Source organism: Shewanella gaetbuli, assembly GCF_023284065.1.
Classification (GTDB): domain Bacteria; phylum Pseudomonadota; class Gammaproteobacteria; order Enterobacterales; family Shewanellaceae; genus Shewanella; species Shewanella gaetbuli.
This window is the reverse complement of sequence record NZ_JAKIKP010000001.1, coordinates 387347-409159: the sequence shown is the minus strand read 5'-3', so window position 1 is coordinate 409159 and position 21813 is coordinate 387347. Positions and strand designations below refer to the sequence as shown.

The window sequence follows — 21813 nt, the reverse complement described above, 5'->3', positions numbered from 1 at the left end:
TTTTATTGTTAATAAATACAGCACAACAACACAAACCTAACCCGCTCTTCTTGCCGCTTCAATGGCACGACGCTTTTCTCTAGCTATCGGGGTAATTTCAGCATCAAGCTCTTTCTCCCACCCGAATAAAAAGTACACTTCAGCCATCAAGAAAAATGGTCCTACAAGTAATTGGTTTAGGTCATCGATAAAGGCAGGTTTAGCTTTTTCATATTTATGACCAATAAATTGAATCACCCAACCTATGGCAAAAACAGCTACAGCAAGAATAATAGGATGAGCAGAATGAACTGCCATTTCAGAAGTTAATATCACAGGAATGATAAATACAGTTAATCCAATGGCGAGCCTAACATGAAGCATAAAATAATAAACCAACACAACGAGTGTGAATAACATTGCCACACTCACTTCGACTTGTTGAACCTCAAACCTGATGGTGCCCAGCATCACAAACAATGACCAAATAATCATTGGCACGCCAAAAAAATGTGTCCGAATATTCTTAGGGTTTAGATGGACACTTTTATACGTTGCCAGTTGCTCTACTGCTGATTTCATGGTGTTAAATCCTATTGCTATTATTCTTGTTACATAAACTTAACGTATCTACTCTAATTTTGAAAGCATAAAAAAGGCGCTACAAAGCGCCTTAATATGAATAGATGAGGTATAGATTAGCTTTCAATAATGACATTTGCCACAGCGTAATGCTGTTCATCTGCAATTGAAATAAACCCCTTTTTACCATTCAGTTGCTGTAACCGCTCAAGTGCGCCATCAGTAAAAGAAATACAAGGAGCCCCATTGTCATTGTTACTTATATGAATATGCTGAAAAGACACCCCACGGCCAATGCCGGTGCCTAATGCCTTTGCCGCCGCCTCTTTAGCTGCAAAACGTTTTGCTAAAAAGCGCTCAGGGAACTTAGCTTGGCGATAAGAGTTTAACTCAGCTTCTGTTAATACTCGACAAGCGAGTTTATCTCCTAAACGTTGCTGCTGAGCTTTAATTCTGGCAATTTCAACAATGTCGGTACCTATACCTACAATGGCCATTATTCACCTCGACGCCCTTCTAACATTAGCAGTTTCATGTCGCGGACCGCTTTATCTAAACCGTCGATAGCCGCACGCGCAATCACAGCATGGCCAATATTGAGTTCATATAACTCAGGAATTGCCGCAATGGGTTTAACGTTATGATAATGCAACCCGTGGCCAGCATTCACAACTAAGCCTTTGCTATGAGCATACGCTGCCATGCTTGCTATGCGCTCGAGTTCAGCTTGTTGCTCGGCATCAGTTTGAGCATCAGCATAACAACCGGTATGAATTTCAATATAAGGCGCCCCTGTAGCAACAGCGGCATCAATTTGAGTTTTGTCTGCATCAATAAACAACGACACTTTGATATTGTTTTCAGCTAAACGGGATACGGCAGTAGTTATTTTTTCTAGTTGACCAGCTACATCTAAACCACCTTCAGTGGTTAACTCTTCACGCTTTTCTGGCACTAGACAGGCATAAGCCGGCTTAACTTCACAGGCAATTGAAATCATTTCTTCTGTGACTGCAAACTCAAAATTCATTCTTGTTTTCAGCGTTTTGGCTAGTAGATAAACATCTCTATCTTGAATATGGCGACGGTCTTCACGTAAGTGAATGGTGATACCATCTGCCCCAGCATGTTCGGCAACAGCAGCGGCATGAATAGGGTCTGGATAGTTTGTACCACGGGCTTGACGAAGGGTGGCAATATGGTCGATGTTAATGCCTAGAAGAATTGCGCTCACGGTGGATTCCTTAACGTGATAATGAGAGTCATTGTCGATATTGTACTGACTACTGCAGACTAATTCGAGGTTATTTAACAAATAACTGTCGGCTTAATAATGGTTTATTGCCGAGCAAAGGGGATAGTAAAAAACGCATCAAGCCTTTTGCGCTATTCAAATGTTCTACAGCTAAAGATTCTTTTTGTAACGCTACTAGCATAGCGCCGGGGACAACGCTTCGGCTGTGAGTAAATACACCGACACTTTGTTGCAATACTGGGATAAAGCCACAATCAGCTTCTAGGCGATAAAAACCATCACTATTAATATTATTCCCGTCAACATCATAGTCCAGTGACGGTAAGGCCCCTAACTCAAGTAATAATGCTTTTTCAAAATAACGCAGGTGACTAGAGCAAAACGACTGGGCTAAGGCGATTAAAGCTTGATGATAAGCAACAAACAATGACTCTGCTTGATGCTCAATCGTCAACAAACGCACCAAGAGTTCATTTAAATAAAACCCTGAATATAAACTGTTACTACTAAGTGGAATGGCCGGAGATGCGGCCTCTATATGAGTGACGGTTTTTAGTGCGAGATTTTTGCTTTCTGACTGAGCACTAAATTGTAATAATAGCGGTTGGAAAGGTTGTAAAATAGACTTAATTGACCTTTTGCCACTTCCTGTTCTGGCAATGGCATCAACGCGCCCTACACCGTCAATGAGTAGGTTAACAATCACGCTCGACTCTTTGAACGGCCTATGGTGCAATACATAGCCACGCTTCATTGTGGCCATGTTGTCATTTTCCTAATATAGGTAAAATAATTAATCTTCACCATAACCTAAACTGCGTAATGCTCGTTCGTCATCAGCCCAGCCAGATTTTACTTTAACCCATATCTCTAAAAACACTTTATTATCAAAAAGTGTTTCCATATCGAGACGAGACTGGGTAGCAATAGTGCGAATACGTTCACCTTTATTACCAATAACCATGCGTTTTTGACCATCACGCTCAACTAAAATAAGCGCGTTGATTTGATAAACACCATTTTCCATCATTTTGAACTGTTCGATTTCAACAGTGCAATCATATGGCAGCTCATCACCCAAAAATCGCATTAGTTTTTCACGGACAATTTCAGAGGCCATAAATCGCTGAGAACGATCTGTGACGTAATCTTCTGGGAAATAGAACGGCGCTTCTGGCAATGAAGTTTGTGCCATGTCCAAAATACGTTGAACATTGGTACCTTTACTGGCAGAAATAGGCAGAATCTCATCAAAATCGAATTTTTGTCCTAGCTCATTTAAGTAAGGAAACAAGGCTTCTTTATCTTTGATGTTATCGACTTTATTAATTGCCAATACAATTTTTCTATCATCATTCCGATATTGAAGTTTTTGTAAGACCATTTCGTCATCAGCGGTCCAATTCATACCATCAACAACAAAAATTACCATAGAGACATCAGCCAAAGAACTTGCAGCCGCACGGTTCATTAATCGATTAATTGCACGCTTTTCTTCAATATGAAGCCCTGGTGTATCAATAAATACGATTTGTTTAGCTTCATCGGTATGAATACCTAAAATACGATGACGAGTGGTTTGAGGCTTTTTAGAAGTGATACTTACTTTTTGCCCTAACAACTTATTTAACAGCGTTGATTTACCCACATTTGGACGGCCAACAATGGCTACCATGCCACAGTAAGTCACTTCATACTGTGCGGTTGCTTGCGGGGCTGCTAAATTCATTCTTGCCAGTAGTTCATTTAAACTGGGCTCTTGATCTAACTCAGTTTGTTGTTCTGGCAAGTCAGTTTTTTTGGTCATTTCTTCAGTAACTCCAATACCTGAGCAGCAGCAAGCTGTTCAGCTTTTCTTCTTGAACCGGCTACACCAATAACCACATCAGCTAAGTCAGTTATACGACATTCAACAGTAAATGTTTGGTCGTGAGCCTCACCTTCAACTTTAACCACCTGATACTCTGGTAGTGGCTTTTTAAAGCCTTGAAGATGTTCTTGTAAAATCGTTTTAGGGTCTTTTTGATTAATACCCGGTTTGATATCAGCTAAACGTTTTTGATACCAGTTTAATAGCAGTTTTCTGCAAGCTTCTATATCAGCATCTAAATACACGGCGCCGATGATAGCCTCTACAGCATCAGCTAAAATTGATTCACGTCGAAAGCCACCACTTTTAAGCTCGCCAGGGCCTAAGAATAAATAATCACCCAGCTTAAACTCTTTAGCTATTAACGTTAGAGTATCGCCTTTCACTAAGCTGGCTCGCATTCGGCTTAAATCACCTTCAGTCGCTTTTGGAAATTGGTGATATAAGGCATCAGAAATAATGATGGATAAAATAGAGTCGCCTAAAAACTCTAATCTTTCATTGTGCTTATTTGCAGCACTACGGTGCGTTAAAGCCTGAGTTAATAATTTGATATCATTAAACTCATAACCCAATGTACGGCAAAGTCGCGGTAAATTTTTAATCGGCTCCATTACTGTATTCCACCTGCACGTTCAAAACGAACTCCTGTTGGTACCCAAGTAGGTAACCAGCTGTCTTGCTCACGTTCAAATTCAAAGCTAATCCAAATCGCTACCGCTTTACCCACTAAATTTTCTTCAGGAACAAAGCCCCAGAAACGGCTGTCAGTGCTGTTGTCACGATTATCGCCCATGGCAAAGTATTGCCCCTCAGGCACGATAAACTCACCCTCACGAGTCCCGGCTTGAGGGTAAAAATGCTGCCTAAAATCAGGACGAGATGGGTTAATTAAAATATCGTGCTCAAAGCCGTCGGTATCTTCAGTATAGCGGATTAACGGTACGCCATTTTGATTGAACTCACCACGGTTGACTTCTTTATGACTAATGGTTAGTGACTTTGGACATTCATTATCTATGGTACATTTTGGCGTCACCGTTAAACTCTTGTTGTCATAAGTTATTTTGTCGCCTGGTAAGCCTACAACCCGTTTAATGTAATCAATATTGGTGTCTTCAGGATATTTAAACACAAATACATCACCCCGTTCAGGTTCACCGGTTTCTACTAATTTCTTTCGCCAAACAGGGTCACGCAAGCCGTAACTAAACTTCTCAACTAAAATGAAATCACCCACTAATAAAGTTGGCATCATTGAGCCTGAAGGGATTTGAAAAGGTTCATAGATAAATGAACGCAGAATCATTACAAATGCAATCACAGGGAAAATAGAATGCGCGGTTTCAACAACAACCGGTTCGCGAATAATTTTATCGATTGCTTCATCGCTCAATTGCGCTGTTCCCGCTTGAGCTATCGCAAGTTTCTCTTTACGTTTGGGCGCAAAAAAGATCACATCAACAAGCCAAATTAAGCCACTTATTAACGTAATCAACACCAATATAATTGAAAAATGGGCTGCCATTTTATGGAAAACTCCTGTTAGGTCTCACACTTACAATGTATTCACTCTAGCAAACAGTGTAAGCCACATTACAAAAACAGATCATGACTAGAAACGATTTGTAGATAAGTTTATTCGATTATAACGACAACGCCGCTTAATGCGGCGTTATCTTACAAGCAATTAAGTTAATTATGATTAATCATTTAACTTCAGTACTGCCAAGAATGCTTCTTGAGGCACCTCAACATTACCCACTTGCTTCATACGTTTCTTACCTTCTTTCTGCTTATTCAACAGTTTCTTCTTACGCGACACGTCTCCACCATAACATTTAGCGGTAACGTCTTTACGTAATGCTTTGATGGTAGAACGCGCAACAATTTGACTACCTATCGCCGCTTGAATAGCAATATCAAACATCTGTCTTGGAATAAGCTCTTTCATTTTTTCAACAAGGGCTAGACCACGATGACGAATATTTGAGCGGTGAATAATCATCGCTAATGCATCAACTCTATCACCGTTAATTAAAATATCTAAACGCACCATGTCTGCTGGGTCAAAACGGATAAAGTTATATTCTAATGATGCATAACCACGACTGGTTGACTTCAAGCGGTCAAAGAAATCCATAACCACTTCAGCCATAGGAAGGTGATATGTTACGGCCACTTGATTGCCATGATAAACCATATTGGTTTGCATACCACGCTTATCAACACATAAGGTAATCACATTACCTAAGTATTCTTTTGGTACGAGAATATTGGCCTCAACAATAGGCTCACGAATTTCTTCGATGTTATTTAACGGCGGTAAATCTGATGGGTTATCAACATAAACCACATCACCGTTCGTCATTTCGACTTCATAAACTACGGTTGGCGCTGTAGTAATAAGGTCAAGATTATATTCACGCTCTAGACGTTCTTGAATAATCTCCATGTGTAATAAGCCAAGATAACCAATACGGAATCCAAAACCTAGGGCTCCAGAAGTTTCTGGCTCAAAGAACAATGAAGCATCATTTAAAGAAAGTTTATTTAGCGCTTCACGGAAACTTTCATACTCATCAGTAGAAATTGGGAATACACCGGCATATACCTGAGGTTTTACTTTTTGGAAACCTGGTAATGGTTGTTCAGCGCCATGTTTGGCGTGGGTCAATGTATCACCCACTGGTGCACCATGAATTTCTTTAATCCCAGAAATAACATAACCAACTTCACCCGCACGTAACTCGGGTTCATCTTGCTGTTTAGGCGTAAAAATACCTACACGATCCGCGTTATAGTTTTGTCCTGTCGACATCACTTTAAACTTGTCACCTTTTTTCAAGATACCGTGTTTAATTCGAACTAAAGAGACAACACCTAAATATGCATCAAACCATGAATCAATAATCAACGCTTGTAAAGGAGCGTTTTCATCACCTTCTGGAGGAGGGATTTTTGCAATAATTTCCTCTAGAACATCTTCAACACCAATACCCGTTTTAGCTGAACAACGAACAGCTTCCATCGCATCAATGCCAACAATATCTTCAATCTCAGCGGCAACCCTTTCAGGTTCAGCTTGAGGTAAGTCAATTTTGTTCAGTACTGGAACCACATCAAGGTCCATATCTAATGCGGTATAACAGTTTGCTAAGGTTTGTGCTTCTACGCCTTGACCAGCATCAACTACAAGCAGCGCGCCTTCACATGCAGCAAGAGAACGTGAGACTTCATATGAAAAGTCAACGTGACCGGGAGTATCAATGAAGTTTAATTGATAGGTCTCACCGTCTTTGGCTTTATAATCTAAAGTCACACTCTGGGCTTTAATGGTAATACCACGTTCGCGTTCAATGTCCATTGAATCAAGGACTTGAGCAGCCATTTCGCGGTCAGATAAACCGCCACAAACCTGGATTAGACGATCTGATAAGGTGGATTTGCCATGGTCGATATGGGCAATAATTGAGAAGTTTCTAATGTGTTTCATTATGCGGCAATGACTACTACTAAAAAAGGTGAATAATATTGGCTGAAATTGTACCTGATTAGGGGGCTAATACCAATCAGATTAATCAAGGAGGGTAAAAACAGCCCAAATGAATCGCTAAAAATATCTGTTTTTATTTTTTAACAGACAGTTCAACTTGTTGACCGAGGTTCTGAATAATAATCGGTTGAGCATCTTGTTCTAGTCTTGTAGCGACGTTTTTCCCTAAACGCCAAAAGGCATAAGCACCTACTACACCGAATAACATAGAAGATAGATTTTTATCAATACCAATGAGTTGAGCTAAAAACAGTCCCAAACCACCGACTAAAAATAACCCCAACAAAGGGAGTAAGTAAACTAATGCAGCAGCTTGAATAATGACACTTTCAGGTAAGCCAACTTTTAGCATATCACCAGGATGTAAAACTTCATCTGACGCAACAGAGAAACGCTGAGTTTTAACTGAAAAAGCTTTGGCTATTGTCGATGTACCGCAGTTGTCATTACTACTACAATGATTACAAGCTGACTTTAATTCAACTTCAACCACAGCCCAACCAGCTTGATATTCAATAACTTTGGCAAGCTCTTCAAGTAAGGGCTTGGTCAGTTTTTGTGAATCAGGTTTGTTAGCATTTTGCATTGTTATCACTCGTCAAATTAGCTTATTTTAACGTTAAGCTTCTAACAATGCGCTCTAATGTTTCCGTTGGCACTTTGCCTAAAGCAACAATTTCGGCATTACCCACCTTCTCAACGACCATAGATATGCCATTACGTGTGACTAACTCTTCAGGCATTGGGTTATCAGAAGCTCTAGCAACATAAATAGAAATATTCGCTAAACCATCGGTTAGAGCAATATATTCGACAGGCTCGTGAATACCAATTAACCGATGATTGTCAGCTACAACCATATCAAAGCCTTGTGGCAACCACGTAAATTGCCAATTTTGTGCTTCTTTTCTATCGGTTGGGTTAATCACTGCCGGCCAGTCATGTTTACTGGCTTCGATTAAAATTTTTGGCGGTTCATTTAACTCTAACAACTCAACAACCATCGTTTGTTCAAGTAACTGTTTATCTCGATTTAATGTGTCATATCGAAGTGGAAGAAAAGTTTCCATATCAAGCCAAACTTGAGAATCATAGCGAAACTCATCTTTGGCGATAAAGCGGATCATCTGCCCAGCTCGGCCAGCAATACGGCTTCTCCCGCCTAAAACAAATTGATAGCCTTGTTCTAGTTTGGCAATATTGCCAGACAAAGAAGCAGGCCATACCCCTTGAATTCGATTCGCTTTGATACTATAAGGTTGCTGATCTAGTTCTAAAAAAGTCACCTTATTATCAACTTTGACTGCATTTTTAGGTGGCCCATTTAAATATTCTAAATATGAAACAGATTTCCCATCCACTTTTCCTTGTAGAAATACTAAAGGGCGAATGTGATCTGCTTGAATTTGAACCACTGAAGCTTTGAACTGCTTGTCCGTGAGAGATTGACTCATGTTTTTAAGCCAATCATTGGCAGACATTTCTTGGGCAAAACTAAACGGGGAAAGCAAAATAAGTGCTAGCAAAAAGAGGCGCAAGCTAACTCCTAGAAAGTGAAACAGCAATGGTATATTAAACCATTGCTGTATGATGAATAAAAGCTATCTGTTAACGTCTTCAGTATAAGTATGCTCTGTTTGCACACCAGAATTTAGACGTTGTTGCAACATGTGGTCTTGAATGTACGCATTTATTCTTCGACGCTGTTCAAGCACTTGTTCTTCAGTAAAGTCATGCTGTTGTTTAACAACAGGGCCAGTTTGTAAGCTAACTGGAGAAACACTCCCGACCAGCGGTCTTGTGTTGAAAACAGGTAAAGGTGATTCTACATCAGGCTCTTGATTGTAGCTTTGCACCCCAACAATAGCCACTAAAGCGACACTCGCAGCAATGGCATATTGTCCCACTTGCTTAAACAAAGACACTACATTAGAGGGTTTTGAATCAAGGTTAGACTGTTTTTGCTCATCATTTTCTTGAGGCGCTATTGCTTGAGGCGCTATGATGGTTGGCTCTAATTCAAGAGCTGCTGCGATATTTGCTGTAATATCTAAGTCTATGGATTCAGGTAACTCACCGCGCATGGTGTCACCAATCATATGATAACGTTGCCATTGCTCATGAGAGTCTGCATCTGCACAAAGTTGAGCAAGCTCTTGCTCATTCACTTCGCCATCAACGGCTGCAGAAACCCACTCTTGACTTGATTTAACCATTTTTCACCTATTTAAATAAAGGCTAAGACTTTTCCAACAAAGGCTGTAGCTGTTTATCGATTGCTTCACGAGCACGAAAAATTCGCGATCTTACCGTTCCTACGGGACAATCCATGATGTTGGCAATATCTTCGTAACTCATACCGTCGAGTTCACGTAAAGATATGGCCATTTTTAATTCTTCAGGCAATTTTTCCAGAGTATCAAAGATCACTTTACTCATTTGATCTTTCATTAATAATCGCTCTGGCGAAGCAAATTCTTTTAAAGCATCACTGCCTTCATAATATTCTGCATCTTCAACATCAACATCATTTGCAGGGGCTTTACGCCCTTGAGATGTTAGATGATTCTTTGCCGTATTAACCGCTATACGGTACAACCATGTGTAAAAAGCACTGTCACCACGAAAGTTTGCCAGTGCACGATAAGCTTTAATAAACGCTTCTTGTGTCACGTCGGCAACATCAGCATGATTACGAATATATCGCCCAATCAAGCTCATCACTTTGTTTTGGTACTTCATTACCAACAGGTTAAAAGCGTTTTTATCGCCTTGTTGTACCCGTTCAACTAATTGTTGATCACTATATTGTCCACTCATCCGAGCCGACTACTCCTAAATCTATATCACTGATATTCAGTCGCTCGAATCACGTTCTTAATAAGGTAGACTGAGCTTAGTGAAAAAAGTTCGATAAAATATAAAAAAAAATTCATTTTTGCTTTGATAATCTGTTAAAACATTCATGAACAAGGTATTGGGTAGTACTTTTAGCTAGTCTAACATGGTTATTTTTGAAGATTATAAAATGATTACGACATCATTAAATTGAATATGAGTTACAAAATAACGCGATAGACTTCAATAATAAAAAATAATCAAAAATTTGAGGATTAACCAGCCACTAATTTACCTCGTAAATATACCCATAAAGCGCTTTTTGATTTACCATTAATAAACCTTTTCTCAATTCATACCTACCCATGACACTAGCAGTTGAATACCAGTCTGATATTTTGGTTATAGGAAGTGGTGCCGCAGGCCTAACTCTAGCCTTACATCTTGCAGAAAAATCTTCGGTTATCCTACTTTCTAAAGGCCCATTAGCTGAAGGTTCAACCTTTTATGCTCAAGGTGGAATTGCCTCAGTTTTTGATGAAGATGACACTATTGAGTCCCATGTGGACGATACCCTCATAGCAGGTGCAGGCTTATGCGATAAGGCGGTAGTAACCTATACTGCTGAAAATGCAAAAGCTTCAATGCAATGGTTAATTAACTGTGGTGTTGATTTTGATAAAGAAGAAACTACTGGAGATCAATCTAAAGCTCCTTATCATTTAACCCGTGAAGGGGGGCATAGTCACCGCAGAATTTTACATTCTGCAGATGCTACAGGTAAAGCAGTTCAAACAACACTTCAACAACGCGCACTTAACCACCCAAATATTCAAGTATTAGAGCGTTATAATGCCATCGATCTTATTACCTCAAAGAAATTAGGCCGTCCAGGTAATAGGGTTTTAGGGGCTTATGTTTGGAATCGAAATCAAGAACGAGTTGAAACTGTCACGGCTAAGTTTGTCGCGCTTGCGACCGGTGGAAGTTCAAAAGTTTATCAATACACTTCAAATCCAGACATTGCCAGTGGTGACGGTATTGCTATGGCATGGCGTGCAGGTTGCCGCGTAGCAAACATGGAGTTTAATCAATTCCACCCGACTTGTTTATATCATGCTGAAGCAAAAAACTTTTTGCTTACCGAAGCTTTGCGCGGTGAAGGGGCATATTTACGCAGGCCTGACGGCACACGCTTTATGCCTGAGTTTGACGAGCGAGCGGAATTAGCGCCTCGTGATGTGGTCGCTCGCGCAATAGATTATGAAATGAAGCGCTTAGGCTCAGACTGCGTCTATTTAGACATTAGCCATAAACCCGCTGACTTTATCATCAAACACTTTCCCACTATATATAAGCGCTGTTTAGCGTTGGGAATAGACATCACTAAATCCCCTATTCCCGCAGTTCCAGCTGCTCATTATACCTGTGGTGGAGTCATGACAGATCTGCATGGCCAAACTGATTTAAACGGCTTATATGCCGTAGGTGAAGTGGCGTATACCGGATTACACGGTGCGAATCGTCTGGCCAGTAACTCATTACTAGAATGTTTAGTATTTGCCAGAGCAGCATCTCAAGATATTGAAAGCCAACTTCAGAAAATCAAAATGCCGACCAATGTCCCGGTATGGGACGAAAGTAAAGTCAGTAATTCCGATGAAGAAGTTGTGATTGCACATAACTGGCACGAGTTAAGGCTATTTATGTGGGATTATGTCGGGATTGTTCGAACCGATAAACGCCTTGAGCGCGCATTACGCCGCTGCATGATGCTTCAGCAAGAAATTCAAGAGTATTATTCAAACTTTAGAGTAAGTAACAATCTGTTAGAGTTACGTAATTTAGTGCAAGTCGCCGAGCTTATTATCCGTTGTGCAATGGAACGAAAGGAAAGCCGAGGATTGCATTACAACTTAGATTATCCAAAGCAACTTGATGATCCGCAGCCCACTATTCTTCAACCGACCTCTTAATTCAATCGTTGTTAAGTGGATCGTATGAGTTAACGACACGACATAATGTTCGGTAGTCAGTGTCGTTAACCATATCCGCCCACACCCATATATCACGTCTCACCTGGTTATCAAGTTGTAAGTATAAAATACATACAAAAGGGCAAATATATGCAGGCTTAACTTGAACGAAATCGCCATCAGGTAACAGCTTTCCCTGGCCTTTATTATCAATGATAAATTCACAGTGCCAGCATTTTAATCTATATAATAGCCAAGCCCAACAAAAAGATAACAGCAAAATAAGTATATAGAAACTGATTAAAATTAATGGTGAGCTTAATTCAGGCCACGCAATAAAACTGCTTAAAACAACCAGAAATATAACCCAACAAGCTAACAATTGATGAAATGAAGCACTCAAAGAATAATAATGAATTTGAGTGCTATATGAGAAATGAGCAAATTGACCTTTAGGGAGTCTCACGACCACGGACTTTAATCACCATTGCAGCGAGCAATGGATCTGGACATTTTTCATGGCCCATAAACCAAGCGAACAACTCTGGGTCTTCACACTCTAGTAAACGTATGAATGTTTGTTTGTCTTCATCGGCTAAGTTTTCATAATGTGCTTCAACAAAGGGTTGAAACAACACATCTAGCTCTAGCATACCTCTGCGACAAGCCCAACGAACTCGGGCAATATTCATTAATTCCAACGCAATACTCCTGCGGCTACAATGGCCTATTGATTGTTTTACTCTGCCATACCTAAGCGATTATCAAAATCTTGTACTTGCTGATCTAATCCTGAAAATAAATCGGTAAAGTCTGTTTCAAGTAGGCTTTTAACAGCGGGATGTTGAATCATCCTCTCAGCAAACATCACATGATACTCTTCTTTTATATCGGTGGTTTCACCCAGTAAAACCATGCCTTGTGAAAGTATATCATGACGATAAATAGACGGTGCAACAAATATACCCCGTTTAAAATATCCAAATGCTTTCATCATGGCCGCATCATCAAACTCCCCCAAAACACTAACATTGAGGTTTTTCTCAGAAAACCAACCATGTAATTGTTGCCCAAGTGAAGTACGAATGCCGGGGATCAGCAGCTTTTCTTGCTCTAAACATGCCGGAAACTCCGCATCTATTGGATGAGCACAAAAAAAGCTCACTCCACACTCGCCTAATTTCTTAGATAAAATGTCGGTGTATTTTAATGACTCTCCTGCACAATCAGATAAAATCATATCTAACTTATGTTCACGCAATCGGGTAATTAAGCTTTCATGAGTTGATTCATAACAGGCTAAATGTATTGAACCATCATTTGGAATAACCGTTAACAGTACTCTACTCACTAACGCTTTTGATAAGGCGTCCGCCACTCCAACTTCAAACAACACAGAATCTTGTTTTTGATAATTTAAAATATCTAGCATTTCATAGCTTAAACTGAACATCTTATCGGCATAGCGATACACCAACTCACCCAGTTCAGTGGCTTCTAAGTTGCGACCAACACGCTTGAATAAAGAGCCTTTAAGTCTTTCTTCTAGTAAACGAATCTGTCCTGTGATGGTCTGTGGCGTTAAACAGAGTGCCTCAGCAGCTTTGGCTACTGACCCCCGTCGTTTAACCATCCAAAAATAATAGAGGTGATTGTAGTTAAGATGCTGCATATAGGCCTTATCAAAAAAGCTGAACCACAGTTGGTTTTTATTGAATATAACAACATGGTAGCACCAGTACTGAGTTTGATCAGCAATCCCGTTGTATAGAAAACAAAAACGCCCACTAAGTTAGTGGGCGTTTTGATCAACTGAATAGTGATTAATTACTCGAATGTACTTTTCGGCAATCCATTAACGTGTTAATAACTGTCTCTAATTCAGCACTTGTGTCGACGTTACCCATTGCTACCTGTTCAGTTAATGCTGCAACAATATCAGCTTTAACCGGAATATTACTGGCACAATATTTACTATTGGCTTTTTGATAGCGCTTACCAGCACGGTACTTTAATGCTCTAGACTCATAACCATCGGCTTCAATGCTCTTTAAAGAAACATCTTTACGGTACATCAGTGCACCATCAACAACACCTTCAAGATATACAGCACAACTTTTACTAGAAGAATCTTTTAAGCAAACATCAAACGCATTTGCTAATACAGGAGTGCTCACTGCACTCACTGCGACCATTAAAATAGCGACGGGTAACGACTTCATTTATTTTGCTCCTTTTTTTGGTAAGACTTTGTCTAACCAGAAATATCCTAGTAATGCAGCAAATAAAGAGCCTGTTAAAATACCCAACCTAGCATAATCACCAAAGGCAGCTGGTGCGCCATCAAATGCTAAAGACGCAATAAATACCGACATAGTGAAACCAATACCACACATAGCGGAAACAGGTGCAATGTGTCTCCAACCAATACCTGGTGGTAATTCAGCCCATTTAAGTTTAACTGCAATATAACTAAACAATAGCACACCTAAAGGTTTACCCAATAGCAGACCTAAAATAATACCAATAGTAATAGGCTCAGCAAATGACGATATGCTCATGTTAGCTAACGATAATCCCGCGTTTGCGAAAGCAAATACTGGTAAAATTAAGAAGGTACTCCATGGATGTAAGCTATGCTCTAAATGCTCTGACGGCGAAGTACCATCTTTCGCACGAAGAGGTATACAGAAGGCAATAATTACACCGGCTAAAGTGGCGTGAACACCTGACTTAAGTACCGCAATCCACAATATCAAACCTAATAAACCATACGGTGTTAATGACGACACGCCTTTGCGATTAAGTGCGACCATGGCAGCAATAGCAACAGCAGCAACAATCAAACTTAGCATTGATAAGTCAGCACTGTAGAACAGCGCGATAATCACAATGACACCAAGATCATCAATAATGGCTAACGCAAGTAAAAAGACTTTTAACGCCACAGGCACTCGATTACCTAACAACGCCATAATACCTAAAGCAAAGGCAATATCGGTCGCAGCAGGTATCGCCCACCCCACTTGTGTTTGTGGGTCAGAATAGTTGAATATTAAATAAAATAATGCAGGGAATACCATGCCACCAATAGCGGCAAAGGTAGGCAACGATGCTTTAGCCGCGGTTGAAAGTGCGCCCTCTAATAATTCTCGTTTAACCTCAAGGCCGATCAACAAGAAGAATAAAGCCATTAGGCCATCGTTGATCCACAGTAATAAAGGTTTATCAATATCTAAAGCGCCAACACGAACTTGAACTTCAGTATTTAAAAAACCTTCATATAAACCTGCAAAGGGTGAATTAGCTAAAATCATGGCCAAGGCAACCGAGATCATCAAAATGATCCCGCCAGCAGATTCTTGGCTCAGGAAGTTTCTAAGTGCTTTTTCCATTTGTAACTCCTAAAAATCGATACTTTGAGTCTATAACAGAATAATTCAACAAGCATAATCGAATGTTTCGAGCTTATACATCGGTAAAACCGAGTCGGCATAAAAATACACCCTTTTTATTCACAATAAACCACATTTTTGTGACTTAACGCACAGAAAGCATGGGGTTTATGGTGATTTAGGCAGACCAAAAACGATTAATTAGTCATCTAACATACACAAGTATTCATAAAAAATGCCATTTTATCGCAATATTTATTGTTTTATTCATTTGTATTGTTTTTAAATAAGTTATTAAAGATGATACAAAACTGTAAATTTGACTGATTAACCGTCACGACTCGAAACTTTTCTGATGCCTAGGTATAATTAAAACTAACGCACATCTGACGCAAGGAAATCATGAAACAATATTTGGATTTATGTCAACGTATCGTTGATGAAGGCACATGGATAAATAACGAAAGAACCAATAAACGCTGTCTTACCGTTATTAATGCTGATTTAACTTACGATGTTGCCAACAACCAATTTCCGCTTGTCACCACCCGTAAAAGCTTCTGGAAATCTGCAATTGCTGAAATTATTGGTTATATGCGAGGCTATCAAAGTGCGGCAGACTTTCGAGCATTAGGAACCAAAACTTGGGATGCTAATGCAAATTTAAATGAAGCATGGTTGAATAACCCTAATCGAAAAGGTAAAGATGATCTTGGGTTAATTTATGGCGCATTAGGCCGTGCATTTCCAAAACCTAGCGGTGGTCATGTTGACCTTTTACAAAATATCGTCAATGACTTATCAAATGGTATCGACAATCGTGGAGAGATTTTAACGTTTCTTCACCCTGGTGCGTTTGATCTAGGTTGTCTGCGTCCTTGTATGTACGAGCATCACTTTTCTTTATTGGGTGATACCTTATATCTCAACAGCACACAACGAAGCTGTGATGTACCATTAGGCTTAAACTTTAATATGGTGCAAGTTTACGTTTTATTAGCATTGATGGCTCAAATCACCGGCAAAAAACCGGGTCAGGCTTATCATAAAATTGTGAACGCTCATATTTATGAAGATCAGTTAGCACCTATGCGTGACATTCAACTTAAACGCGAGCCCTATCCTTCTCCAAAGCTCATTATTAACCCTGATATTAAATCGTTAAAAGATATTGAAACATGGGTGACTTTGGACGACTTTGAGGTTGAAGGGTACCAACATCACGATGCAATTCAATACCCTTTCGCTGTTTGAGTTAGCTCAGAATCATTTTAAGCCCAACCACTAATAAAAGGCCTGCAAAGGCCTTTTTTAGTATTGGTGTAGGTAGTGTACTGGCCATCTTTACTCCAATAGGTGCAAAAATCATTGAGCTGATAATAATACCAAACAAGGCGGGTAAATAAATAAACCCTAAAGTGCCCGTGGGTAAGTCGGGAGCATTAATACCCGCAATGATATAACCTATCGAACCAGCTATAGCGATTAAAAAACCAGTCGCAGACGAAAACCCCACAGCTTGTTTCATTTGCAAACCACAGAAACTTAAAAATGGTACCAGTAATACACCACCACCTATTCCCATCATTCCTGCTATTAAGGCAATTAATATAGACACCACAAACAATATCGCTGTACTGGGTAACTCCCCTTCACCTTTCGGTTTAAAAGGAAAAGCCATTTGAATGGCCATTAACATGACAAATATAGCAAATACTTGCTGTAATTGTTCAGAAGGTATCATTTCTGCCACAAAACCCGCAGACACCGCCCCAACAATAATTCCTGGTAAAATGGGCTTAAATAGCGGCCAAGGGATATTGCCTTGTTTATTGTGAGCCCTAGCAGAAGCTAAAGAGGTTAAAATGATAGTGCTTAATGAGGTTGCTATCGCGACATGAGTAAGTTGAGATGAGCTAATTCCCACCCAAGGTAATATATACAGTAAGGCTGGGACAATAATTAACCCTCCGCCAATACCCAATAATCCAGCAAGAAAGCCAACAATAGCCCCTAAGGCTAAACAGATTGCCAAGATTAATAATAAAGTTTCCAATGGTTTCCCCAAATATCGCCAAGGTTTTGAATCAACTAATGGCTTATAGCCCCCTAAGCTAACAAGACATTAGGGGTAAAATCAAAAGCATATAGCGTATTATGATTAGTGTAAGATGTCTTTTAATTGATGCTGCTCAATAAACCTTTGTAAAATTGCTTTTACCTGTTGTGCATTCGAAACTGCCAGACACTCATTTAATACTTCACTTAAATATTCATGACTCACTCGTCTTAATAAATAATTAATTCTCGCTAAGCTCGCTTGGTTCATACTTAATTTTGTATAACCCATTGCGACCAATAATAGTGCCCCATATGGTTCACCTGCTAATTCACCACAAATACTAATATCTAAATTGAATTCATCACATTCATCACAGGCTCGTTTTAAAGCCCTTAATACACTCGGGTGAAAACTATCAAAAAGTGAGCTAACACTAGGATTATTTCTATCCACAGCTAAAAGATATTGGGTTAAATCATTACTACCAACGGAAACAAAATCCACCCGTTCAGCCACTTCTTTAAGTTGATAAAGTAAAGCAGGAACTTCTAGCATGACGCCCACTTTAGGGCGGGTAATGTTAGTTTCACTTTCTACATTTAACTCTTCATAAGCCTGTGATAAGTAAGCTAAGGTTTGGTCAATTTCATCTAAATTACTCACCATAGGCAATAGTATATGTAGTTGATCACCCTCTCCGCCCGCCTGTAGCATAGCTCTTAATTGGACTAAAAATAATTCAGGGTGGTCTAAGGATAAACGTATGCCTCGCCAACCTAAAAATGGGTTATCTTCTTTGATTGGAAAATAAGGTAAAGGCTTATCTCCGCCAACATCTAAGGTTCGCATCACTACTGGACGCGAAGCTGCGGCATTCAAGACTTTACGATAAACATTAATTTGTTCTTTTTCACTGGGAAATCTTTGGTGCAGCATAAATGGAATTTCTGTTCGGTATAAGCCAATACCATCAGAACCTTCAGCAATAGATTCAATACCACTCAGTAAACCTGCATTTAAAAACAACTTAATACGTTTACCATCTTGAGTTTGGGTCGGTAATGAAAGCTCAGCTTGAAAACGCTTTTGCTTTTCTACATCAGCATTAATGAGTAGTTGATATTCATTTACCACTGCTGGAGAAGGTGAGATCAATAGCTGGCCACGGTTAGCATTCAATACTAATAACTTGGTATCAATATCAGTATCAAGAACTTGCTCAACCCCAACTAATGCAGGTACACCTAGTGCTCTGGCTAAAATAGCCGCATGGGCATTTACACCACCTAGTTTTGTGACAATACCAGCCAATTTATATCGTGGAAACTCAGCTAACATAGTAGCATCGACTTCTTTAGCGACTAAAATAACCGGTTTTTCAGGCTCTAATTGTAATCTATCAGGCTCAATTAATTGTCTTAATACTTTCTGACCTAGCTCTCTAATATCGCTTGCACGCTCCTTTAAGTAAGGGTCGTCCATTGCCATAAATTGTTCTATGTAGCGTAAAGAAACTCGGCTAACCGCAGATTCAGCGCGCCAACCTGCAGAGACTTCTCGAATGTATTCGCCCCCCAAGCTTGAGTCATCTAATAGTAATTTAAAAGCCGAAAAAATGGAGGCAACATCAGTAGCGTTATCTTGTTCAAATCGTTGGGAAATTCCTCGCAACATGTCTTTCGAACGGTTAATAGCTAACTTTAATCGATGTGTTTCTTGTTCAATACTTTCGCAAGCAAGATCTTCTTGCTCTAATGGGATAACACCGCCTAAAACAAAACCTTCAGCTATAGCGATACCATTCGATGCAGTCGTCCCCGAGAAAACAACTTGTTTTTGAAAATTAATATCATTAATGGCGGCTTTGTTTTTAAGTGTGCGAATAACCACAGCCAACTGCGCAGCCAATGTCATTAAAAAGGCTTCTTCCCCCTCACTAAATTGCCGAGGATTAGGTTGTTGAACAACGATAACCCCCACCACCATTTTCTGGTAAATTATGGGGACCGCAAGAAAGGCACGATACTCTTCTTCTTCAACTTCAGGGAAAAATTTAAATCGTGGGTGAATTCGAGCATCAGCCAGATTGACGGCTTCTTCTCGCTCTGCGGCCAGCCCGACTAAACCTTCAGAGAGTGGCATTTTAACAACACCAACTGATGAGGGCTCAAGACCTTCTGTTGCACTGAGAACAAGCTGCTGATTTTCTAATAAATAGATAGAGCAGCACTGAGTTGCCATTGCTTGTCTGGTTTGAACAACCAATAATGAAAGAGCCGCATCTAATGAGTTGGCTCTAGCCACTGCTTGTGTAATATCCCTAAGTGTATTTAACACACTTTAATCCTTTAAAATAAATGACTATTTACGGTAACGGCCTCTTCGTCTATGGTTGTTTAACTCATTACTTTGCAAAGCTAGTGTCGTTTGGGCAAATTCTTTCATTACCTTTCTATAGACATCTCGCTTAAACGAAACAACTTGCCTTACCGGATACCAGTAACTAACCCAACGCCAATCATCAAACTCAGGATGACCCGAAGAGTTTAAATTAATGGTGTTATCTTGCCCTTTTAATTGCAGTAAAAACCATTTCTGCTTTTGTCCAATACACACAGGCTTACTATCTTGTCGAATTAATCGTTTGGGTAAGCGGTAGCGTAACCAAGCGCGAGAAGTGGTTAATATTTGCACATGCTCAGGCTTTAAGCCAACTTCTTCATATAATTCACGATACATGGCTTGCTCGGCAGTTTCGCCATCATCAAGCCCACCTTGTGGGAACTGCCAAGAATGCTGACCAAAACGTCGTGCCCACATTACTTGTCCAAACTTATTACAGATAATGATGCCCACATTTGCGCGAAAGCCGTCGCTATCAATCACATGGACTCCAAATTACAAAATTTTCTATTAGACTGATTGTTTCACAAAGCTGGCTTATCGGCAAACCCCTATTTACATTATACTTTTGGATAATTTATGAATTACGCCAACCTTATCAACAGAAAATATTAACCCAACAGCTTTTTATCCACAAAATCTGTGGATATCTCTGTTCGAAACTCAGGGATAGTCAATAAAACAGACTAAACAGAAAGCCTGAAAAAGAATAACCAAAGCTAACACCAACAAAATAAACCAATTAAAAACACAAGCTTATAAATAACTTCAAGTTTAAACACATCCACAAACCCGCTAAAGGTTAAAAAACACTCAACACAAAAGTTATCCTAACTTTGCTATAGCCGCAATAAAACTTATTCACAAATAACAAGTGATTTTTTGAAAAGAATTGATTTATTATTCAAAAAAACCCATTGACTCACGCATTTTAATCCGCTAAATATCAATTTAATGTTGGTTATTCAACAATTCTGTGGATAACTATGTGTGAAATACCGTGAATAAAGGCGAGTAACTTTTATTACTTGAAGGTTTTTTTCGTTAAAAAAACCTTTAAAGCGTTAAGTTTCATACACTTAACAACATTCCCACTCAGAGTATAAGTTAGCAAAGGTTTGTTTGGTCACTTTTTACCCACAAAAAAATAACCTCACTTCTATGTTCCAGTGAAGCAATCATATTGTTAACCTATCAACTCTAGAAATACCAAGGGCAGAGTATGTCTAAATCATCTCCTCAAAGTTTAATTGAATTAATGCAAAGAGCAGAAGCTATGGCTGGAGTAACACTGGCAGATATAGCTCAAGAACATAATGTATCTGTTCCAGCAAATTTGAAGCGGGATAAAGGTTGGGTAGGCCAATTAATAGAACATGAGCTAGGTGCATTGGCAGGCTCAAAACCTGAGCAAGATTTTGTTCACTTGGGGGTGGAGTTAAAAACTATCCCTATTGATATAAGTGGAAAGCCATTAGAAACCACGTTTGTTACTGTTGCTCCTCTTACAGACATCCACGGACTAACATGGGAAAACAGCGTTGTTTATCATAAACTTCAACGAGTATTATGGATTCCAGTTCAAGGAGAAAGATCTATCCCTATTGGTGAGCGCCGTATTGGAACCCCTTTACTATGGACTCCCTCTGATGAAGAAATGCGATTATTGCGACAAGATTGGGAAGAAATTATGGAGCTCATTGCATTAGGCCAAGTCGATAAAGTCACCGCAAGACACGGTGAGGTCTTACAACTTAGACCCAAAGCCGCTAGCAGCAAAATATTAACCCAAAGTATTGGACCAGACGGGACGATTCAATTTTCTAACCCTCGGGGCTTTTATTTAAAAATTGCTTTTACTCAAGGTATTCTTCAGCAAGCATTTGTGTAACCATCA

At 39.6% G+C, this 21813-nt stretch carries 23 protein-coding genes; 3 read left to right on the top strand and 20 right to left on the bottom strand.

The features are described from left to right. Positions 1 to 36 precede the first annotated feature (36 nt). The 12 genes from L2672_RS01780 to rpoE form a co-directional block, all read right to left on the bottom strand. Entirely contained in the window at positions 37 to 561 is a 525-nt protein-coding gene (locus L2672_RS01780) for an Mpo1 family 2-hydroxy fatty acid dioxygenase (protein WP_248994112.1), read from the bottom strand. A gap of 116 nt (positions 562 to 677) precedes the next feature. Further along, positions 678 to 1058, bottom strand: a complete 381-nt coding sequence (gene acpS, locus L2672_RS01775; protein WP_248994111.1) for a holo-ACP synthase — start codon at positions 1056 to 1058, stop codon at positions 678 to 680. Beyond that, complete coding sequence (gene pdxJ / locus L2672_RS01770) at positions 1058 to 1795, bottom strand: pyridoxine 5'-phosphate synthase (RefSeq protein WP_248994110.1); 738 nt, start codon at positions 1793 to 1795, stop codon at positions 1058 to 1060. The genes acpS and pdxJ overlap by 1 nt, the downstream gene beginning before the upstream one ends. 70 nt (positions 1796 to 1865) lie before the next feature. Further along, positions 1866 to 2570, bottom strand: a complete 705-nt coding sequence (gene recO, locus L2672_RS01765; RefSeq protein ID WP_248994298.1) for a DNA repair protein RecO — start codon at positions 2568 to 2570, stop codon at positions 1866 to 1868. A 39-nt stretch (positions 2571 to 2609) separates the two neighbouring features. After that, the gene (era, locus tag L2672_RS01760; RefSeq protein ID WP_248994109.1) at positions 2610 to 3623 is read right to left on the bottom strand and encodes a GTPase Era; all 1014 of its coding nucleotides are present in this window, start codon (positions 3621 to 3623) and stop codon (positions 2610 to 2612) included. Further along, the gene (gene rnc / locus L2672_RS01755; protein ID WP_248994108.1) at positions 3620 to 4300 is read right to left on the bottom strand and encodes a ribonuclease III; all 681 of its coding nucleotides are present in this window, start codon (positions 4298 to 4300) and stop codon (positions 3620 to 3622) included. The genes era and rnc overlap by 4 nt, the downstream gene beginning before the upstream one ends. Then, positions 4300 to 5214, bottom strand: coding sequence for a signal peptidase I (gene lepB / locus L2672_RS01750; protein WP_248994107.1), 915 nt, complete (start codon positions 5212 to 5214; stop codon positions 4300 to 4302). The genes rnc and lepB overlap by 1 nt, the downstream gene beginning before the upstream one ends. A 177-nt stretch (positions 5215 to 5391) precedes the next feature. Further along, positions 5392 to 7182 (bottom strand): translation elongation factor 4, encoded by a 1791-nt coding sequence (gene lepA / locus L2672_RS01745; protein WP_248994106.1) that lies wholly within the window; start codon positions 7180 to 7182, stop codon positions 5392 to 5394. 133 nt (positions 7183 to 7315) lie between these two features. Then, positions 7316 to 7828: a SoxR reducing system RseC family protein gene (locus L2672_RS01740; RefSeq protein ID WP_248994105.1), complete on the bottom strand. Its 513-nt coding sequence runs from the start codon at positions 7826 to 7828 to the stop codon at positions 7316 to 7318. 22 nt (positions 7829 to 7850) lie between these two features. Continuing rightward, on the bottom strand, positions 7851 to 8780 hold the full coding sequence (locus L2672_RS01735; protein ID WP_248994104.1) for a MucB/RseB C-terminal domain-containing protein: 930 nt from the start codon (positions 8778 to 8780) through the stop codon (positions 7851 to 7853). A 63-nt stretch (positions 8781 to 8843) separates the two neighbouring features. Further along, a complete protein-coding gene (locus L2672_RS01730) occupies positions 8844 to 9458 on the bottom strand; it encodes a sigma-E factor negative regulatory protein (protein WP_248994103.1) in 615 nt (204 codons plus the stop codon). A 22-nt stretch (positions 9459 to 9480) separates the two neighbouring features. Further along, a complete protein-coding gene (gene rpoE / locus L2672_RS01725) occupies positions 9481 to 10062 on the bottom strand; it encodes an RNA polymerase sigma factor RpoE (protein WP_248994102.1) in 582 nt (193 codons plus the stop codon). Positions 10063 to 10445: 383 nt separating this feature from the next. On the opposite strand from rpoE, the gene nadB reads away from it, so the two are divergent. Then, positions 10446 to 12056 carry an L-aspartate oxidase gene (nadB, locus tag L2672_RS01720; protein WP_248994101.1) on the top strand — a complete coding sequence of 537 codons (1611 nt, stop codon included), beginning with the start codon at positions 10446 to 10448 and terminating at the stop codon, positions 12054 to 12056. Between the two features lies 1 nt (position 12057). Here the strand turns inward: nadB and L2672_RS17370 are convergent, their stop codons facing one another. The 5 genes from L2672_RS17370 to nhaA all read right to left on the bottom strand — a co-directional run bounded on the left by L2672_RS17370 (position 12058) and on the right by nhaA (position 15451). Next, entirely contained in the window at positions 12058 to 12522 is a 465-nt protein-coding gene (locus L2672_RS17370) for a protein YgfX (RefSeq protein ID WP_420833114.1), read from the bottom strand. Continuing rightward, a complete protein-coding gene (locus L2672_RS01715; RefSeq protein ID WP_248994100.1) occupies positions 12509 to 12757 on the bottom strand; it encodes an FAD assembly factor SdhE in 249 nt (82 codons plus the stop codon). The genes L2672_RS17370 and L2672_RS01715 overlap by 14 nt, the downstream gene beginning before the upstream one ends. A 38-nt stretch (positions 12758 to 12795) precedes the next feature. Further along, positions 12796 to 13728: a transcriptional activator NhaR gene (gene nhaR, locus L2672_RS01710; RefSeq protein WP_248994099.1), complete on the bottom strand. Its 933-nt coding sequence runs from the start codon at positions 13726 to 13728 to the stop codon at positions 12796 to 12798. Positions 13729 to 13879: 151 nt separating this feature from the next. Further along, positions 13880 to 14278 carry a hypothetical protein gene (locus tag L2672_RS01705; RefSeq protein WP_248994098.1) on the bottom strand — a complete coding sequence of 133 codons (399 nt, stop codon included), beginning with the start codon at positions 14276 to 14278 and terminating at the stop codon, positions 13880 to 13882. Continuing rightward, a complete protein-coding gene (gene nhaA / locus L2672_RS01700) occupies positions 14279 to 15451 on the bottom strand; it encodes a Na+/H+ antiporter NhaA (protein ID WP_248994097.1) in 1173 nt (390 codons plus the stop codon). A gap of 402 nt (positions 15452 to 15853) precedes the next feature. Between nhaA and L2672_RS01695 the strand changes: the two genes are divergently transcribed. After that, positions 15854 to 16705: a thymidylate synthase gene (locus L2672_RS01695; RefSeq protein ID WP_248994096.1), complete on the top strand. Its 852-nt coding sequence runs from the start codon at positions 15854 to 15856 to the stop codon at positions 16703 to 16705. A gap of 1 nt (position 16706) precedes the next feature. Here the strand turns inward: L2672_RS01695 and L2672_RS01690 are convergent, their stop codons facing one another. The 3 genes from L2672_RS01690 to rppH all read right to left on the bottom strand — a co-directional run bounded on the left by L2672_RS01690 (position 16707) and on the right by rppH (position 20399). Further along, complete coding sequence (locus tag L2672_RS01690) at positions 16707 to 17507, bottom strand: sulfite exporter TauE/SafE family protein (protein WP_248994095.1); 801 nt, start codon at positions 17505 to 17507, stop codon at positions 16707 to 16709. A gap of 105 nt (positions 17508 to 17612) precedes the next feature. Further along, positions 17613 to 19850, bottom strand: a complete 2238-nt coding sequence (gene ptsP, locus L2672_RS01685) for a phosphoenolpyruvate--protein phosphotransferase (RefSeq protein ID WP_248994094.1) — start codon at positions 19848 to 19850, stop codon at positions 17613 to 17615. Between the two features lie 24 nt (positions 19851 to 19874). Next, positions 19875 to 20399, bottom strand: coding sequence for an RNA pyrophosphohydrolase (gene rppH, locus L2672_RS01680; protein ID WP_248994093.1), 525 nt, complete (start codon positions 20397 to 20399; stop codon positions 19875 to 19877). A 739-nt stretch (positions 20400 to 21138) separates the two neighbouring features. Here rppH and mutH point away from each other — a divergent pair. Then, positions 21139 to 21807, top strand: a complete 669-nt coding sequence (gene mutH / locus L2672_RS01675; protein ID WP_248994092.1) for a DNA mismatch repair endonuclease MutH — start codon at positions 21139 to 21141, stop codon at positions 21805 to 21807. Positions 21808 to 21813: the final 6 nt, after the last annotated feature.

Excerpts from the sequence above, each read along its gene's own strand:
- rnc (WP_248994108.1), bottom strand. The coding sequence starts at position 4,300 with ATGGAGCCGATTAAAAATTTACCGCGACTTTGCCGTACATTGGGTTAT.
- lepB (WP_248994107.1), bottom strand. The coding sequence starts at position 5,214 with ATGGCAGCCCATTTTTCAATTATATTGGTGTTGATTACGTTAATAAGT.
- mutH (WP_248994092.1), top strand. The coding sequence starts at position 21,139 with ATGTCTAAATCATCTCCTCAAAGTTTAATTGAATTAATGCAAAGAGCA.
- L2672_RS01695 (WP_248994096.1), top strand. The coding sequence starts at position 15,854 with ATGAAACAATATTTGGATTTATGTCAACGTATCGTTGATGAAGGCACA.
- rpoE (WP_248994102.1), bottom strand. The coding sequence starts at position 10,062 with ATGAGTGGACAATATAGTGATCAACAATTAGTTGAACGGGTACAACAA.
- L2672_RS01780 (WP_248994112.1), bottom strand. The coding sequence starts at position 561 with ATGAAATCAGCAGTAGAGCAACTGGCAACGTATAAAAGTGTCCATCTA.
- era (WP_248994109.1), bottom strand. The coding sequence starts at position 3,623 with ATGACCAAAAAAACTGACTTGCCAGAACAACAAACTGAGTTAGATCAA.
- nhaA (WP_248994097.1), bottom strand. The coding sequence starts at position 15,451 with ATGGAAAAAGCACTTAGAAACTTCCTGAGCCAAGAATCTGCTGGCGGG.
- L2672_RS01740 (WP_248994105.1), bottom strand. The coding sequence starts at position 7,828 with ATGCAAAATGCTAACAAACCTGATTCACAAAAACTGACCAAGCCCTTA.
- L2672_RS01705 (WP_248994098.1), bottom strand. The coding sequence starts at position 14,278 with ATGAAGTCGTTACCCGTCGCTATTTTAATGGTCGCAGTGAGTGCAGTG.
- nhaR (WP_248994099.1), bottom strand. The coding sequence starts at position 13,728 with ATGCAGCATCTTAACTACAATCACCTCTATTATTTTTGGATGGTTAAA.
- acpS (WP_248994111.1), bottom strand. The coding sequence starts at position 1,058 with ATGGCCATTGTAGGTATAGGTACCGACATTGTTGAAATTGCCAGAATT.
- L2672_RS01730 (WP_248994103.1), bottom strand. The coding sequence starts at position 9,458 with ATGGTTAAATCAAGTCAAGAGTGGGTTTCTGCAGCCGTTGATGGCGAA.
- nadB (WP_248994101.1), top strand. The coding sequence starts at position 10,446 with ATGACACTAGCAGTTGAATACCAGTCTGATATTTTGGTTATAGGAAGT.
- recO (WP_248994298.1), bottom strand. The coding sequence starts at position 2,570 with ATGAAGCGTGGCTATGTATTGCACCATAGGCCGTTCAAAGAGTCGAGC.
- lepA (WP_248994106.1), bottom strand. The coding sequence starts at position 7,182 with ATGAAACACATTAGAAACTTCTCAATTATTGCCCATATCGACCATGGC.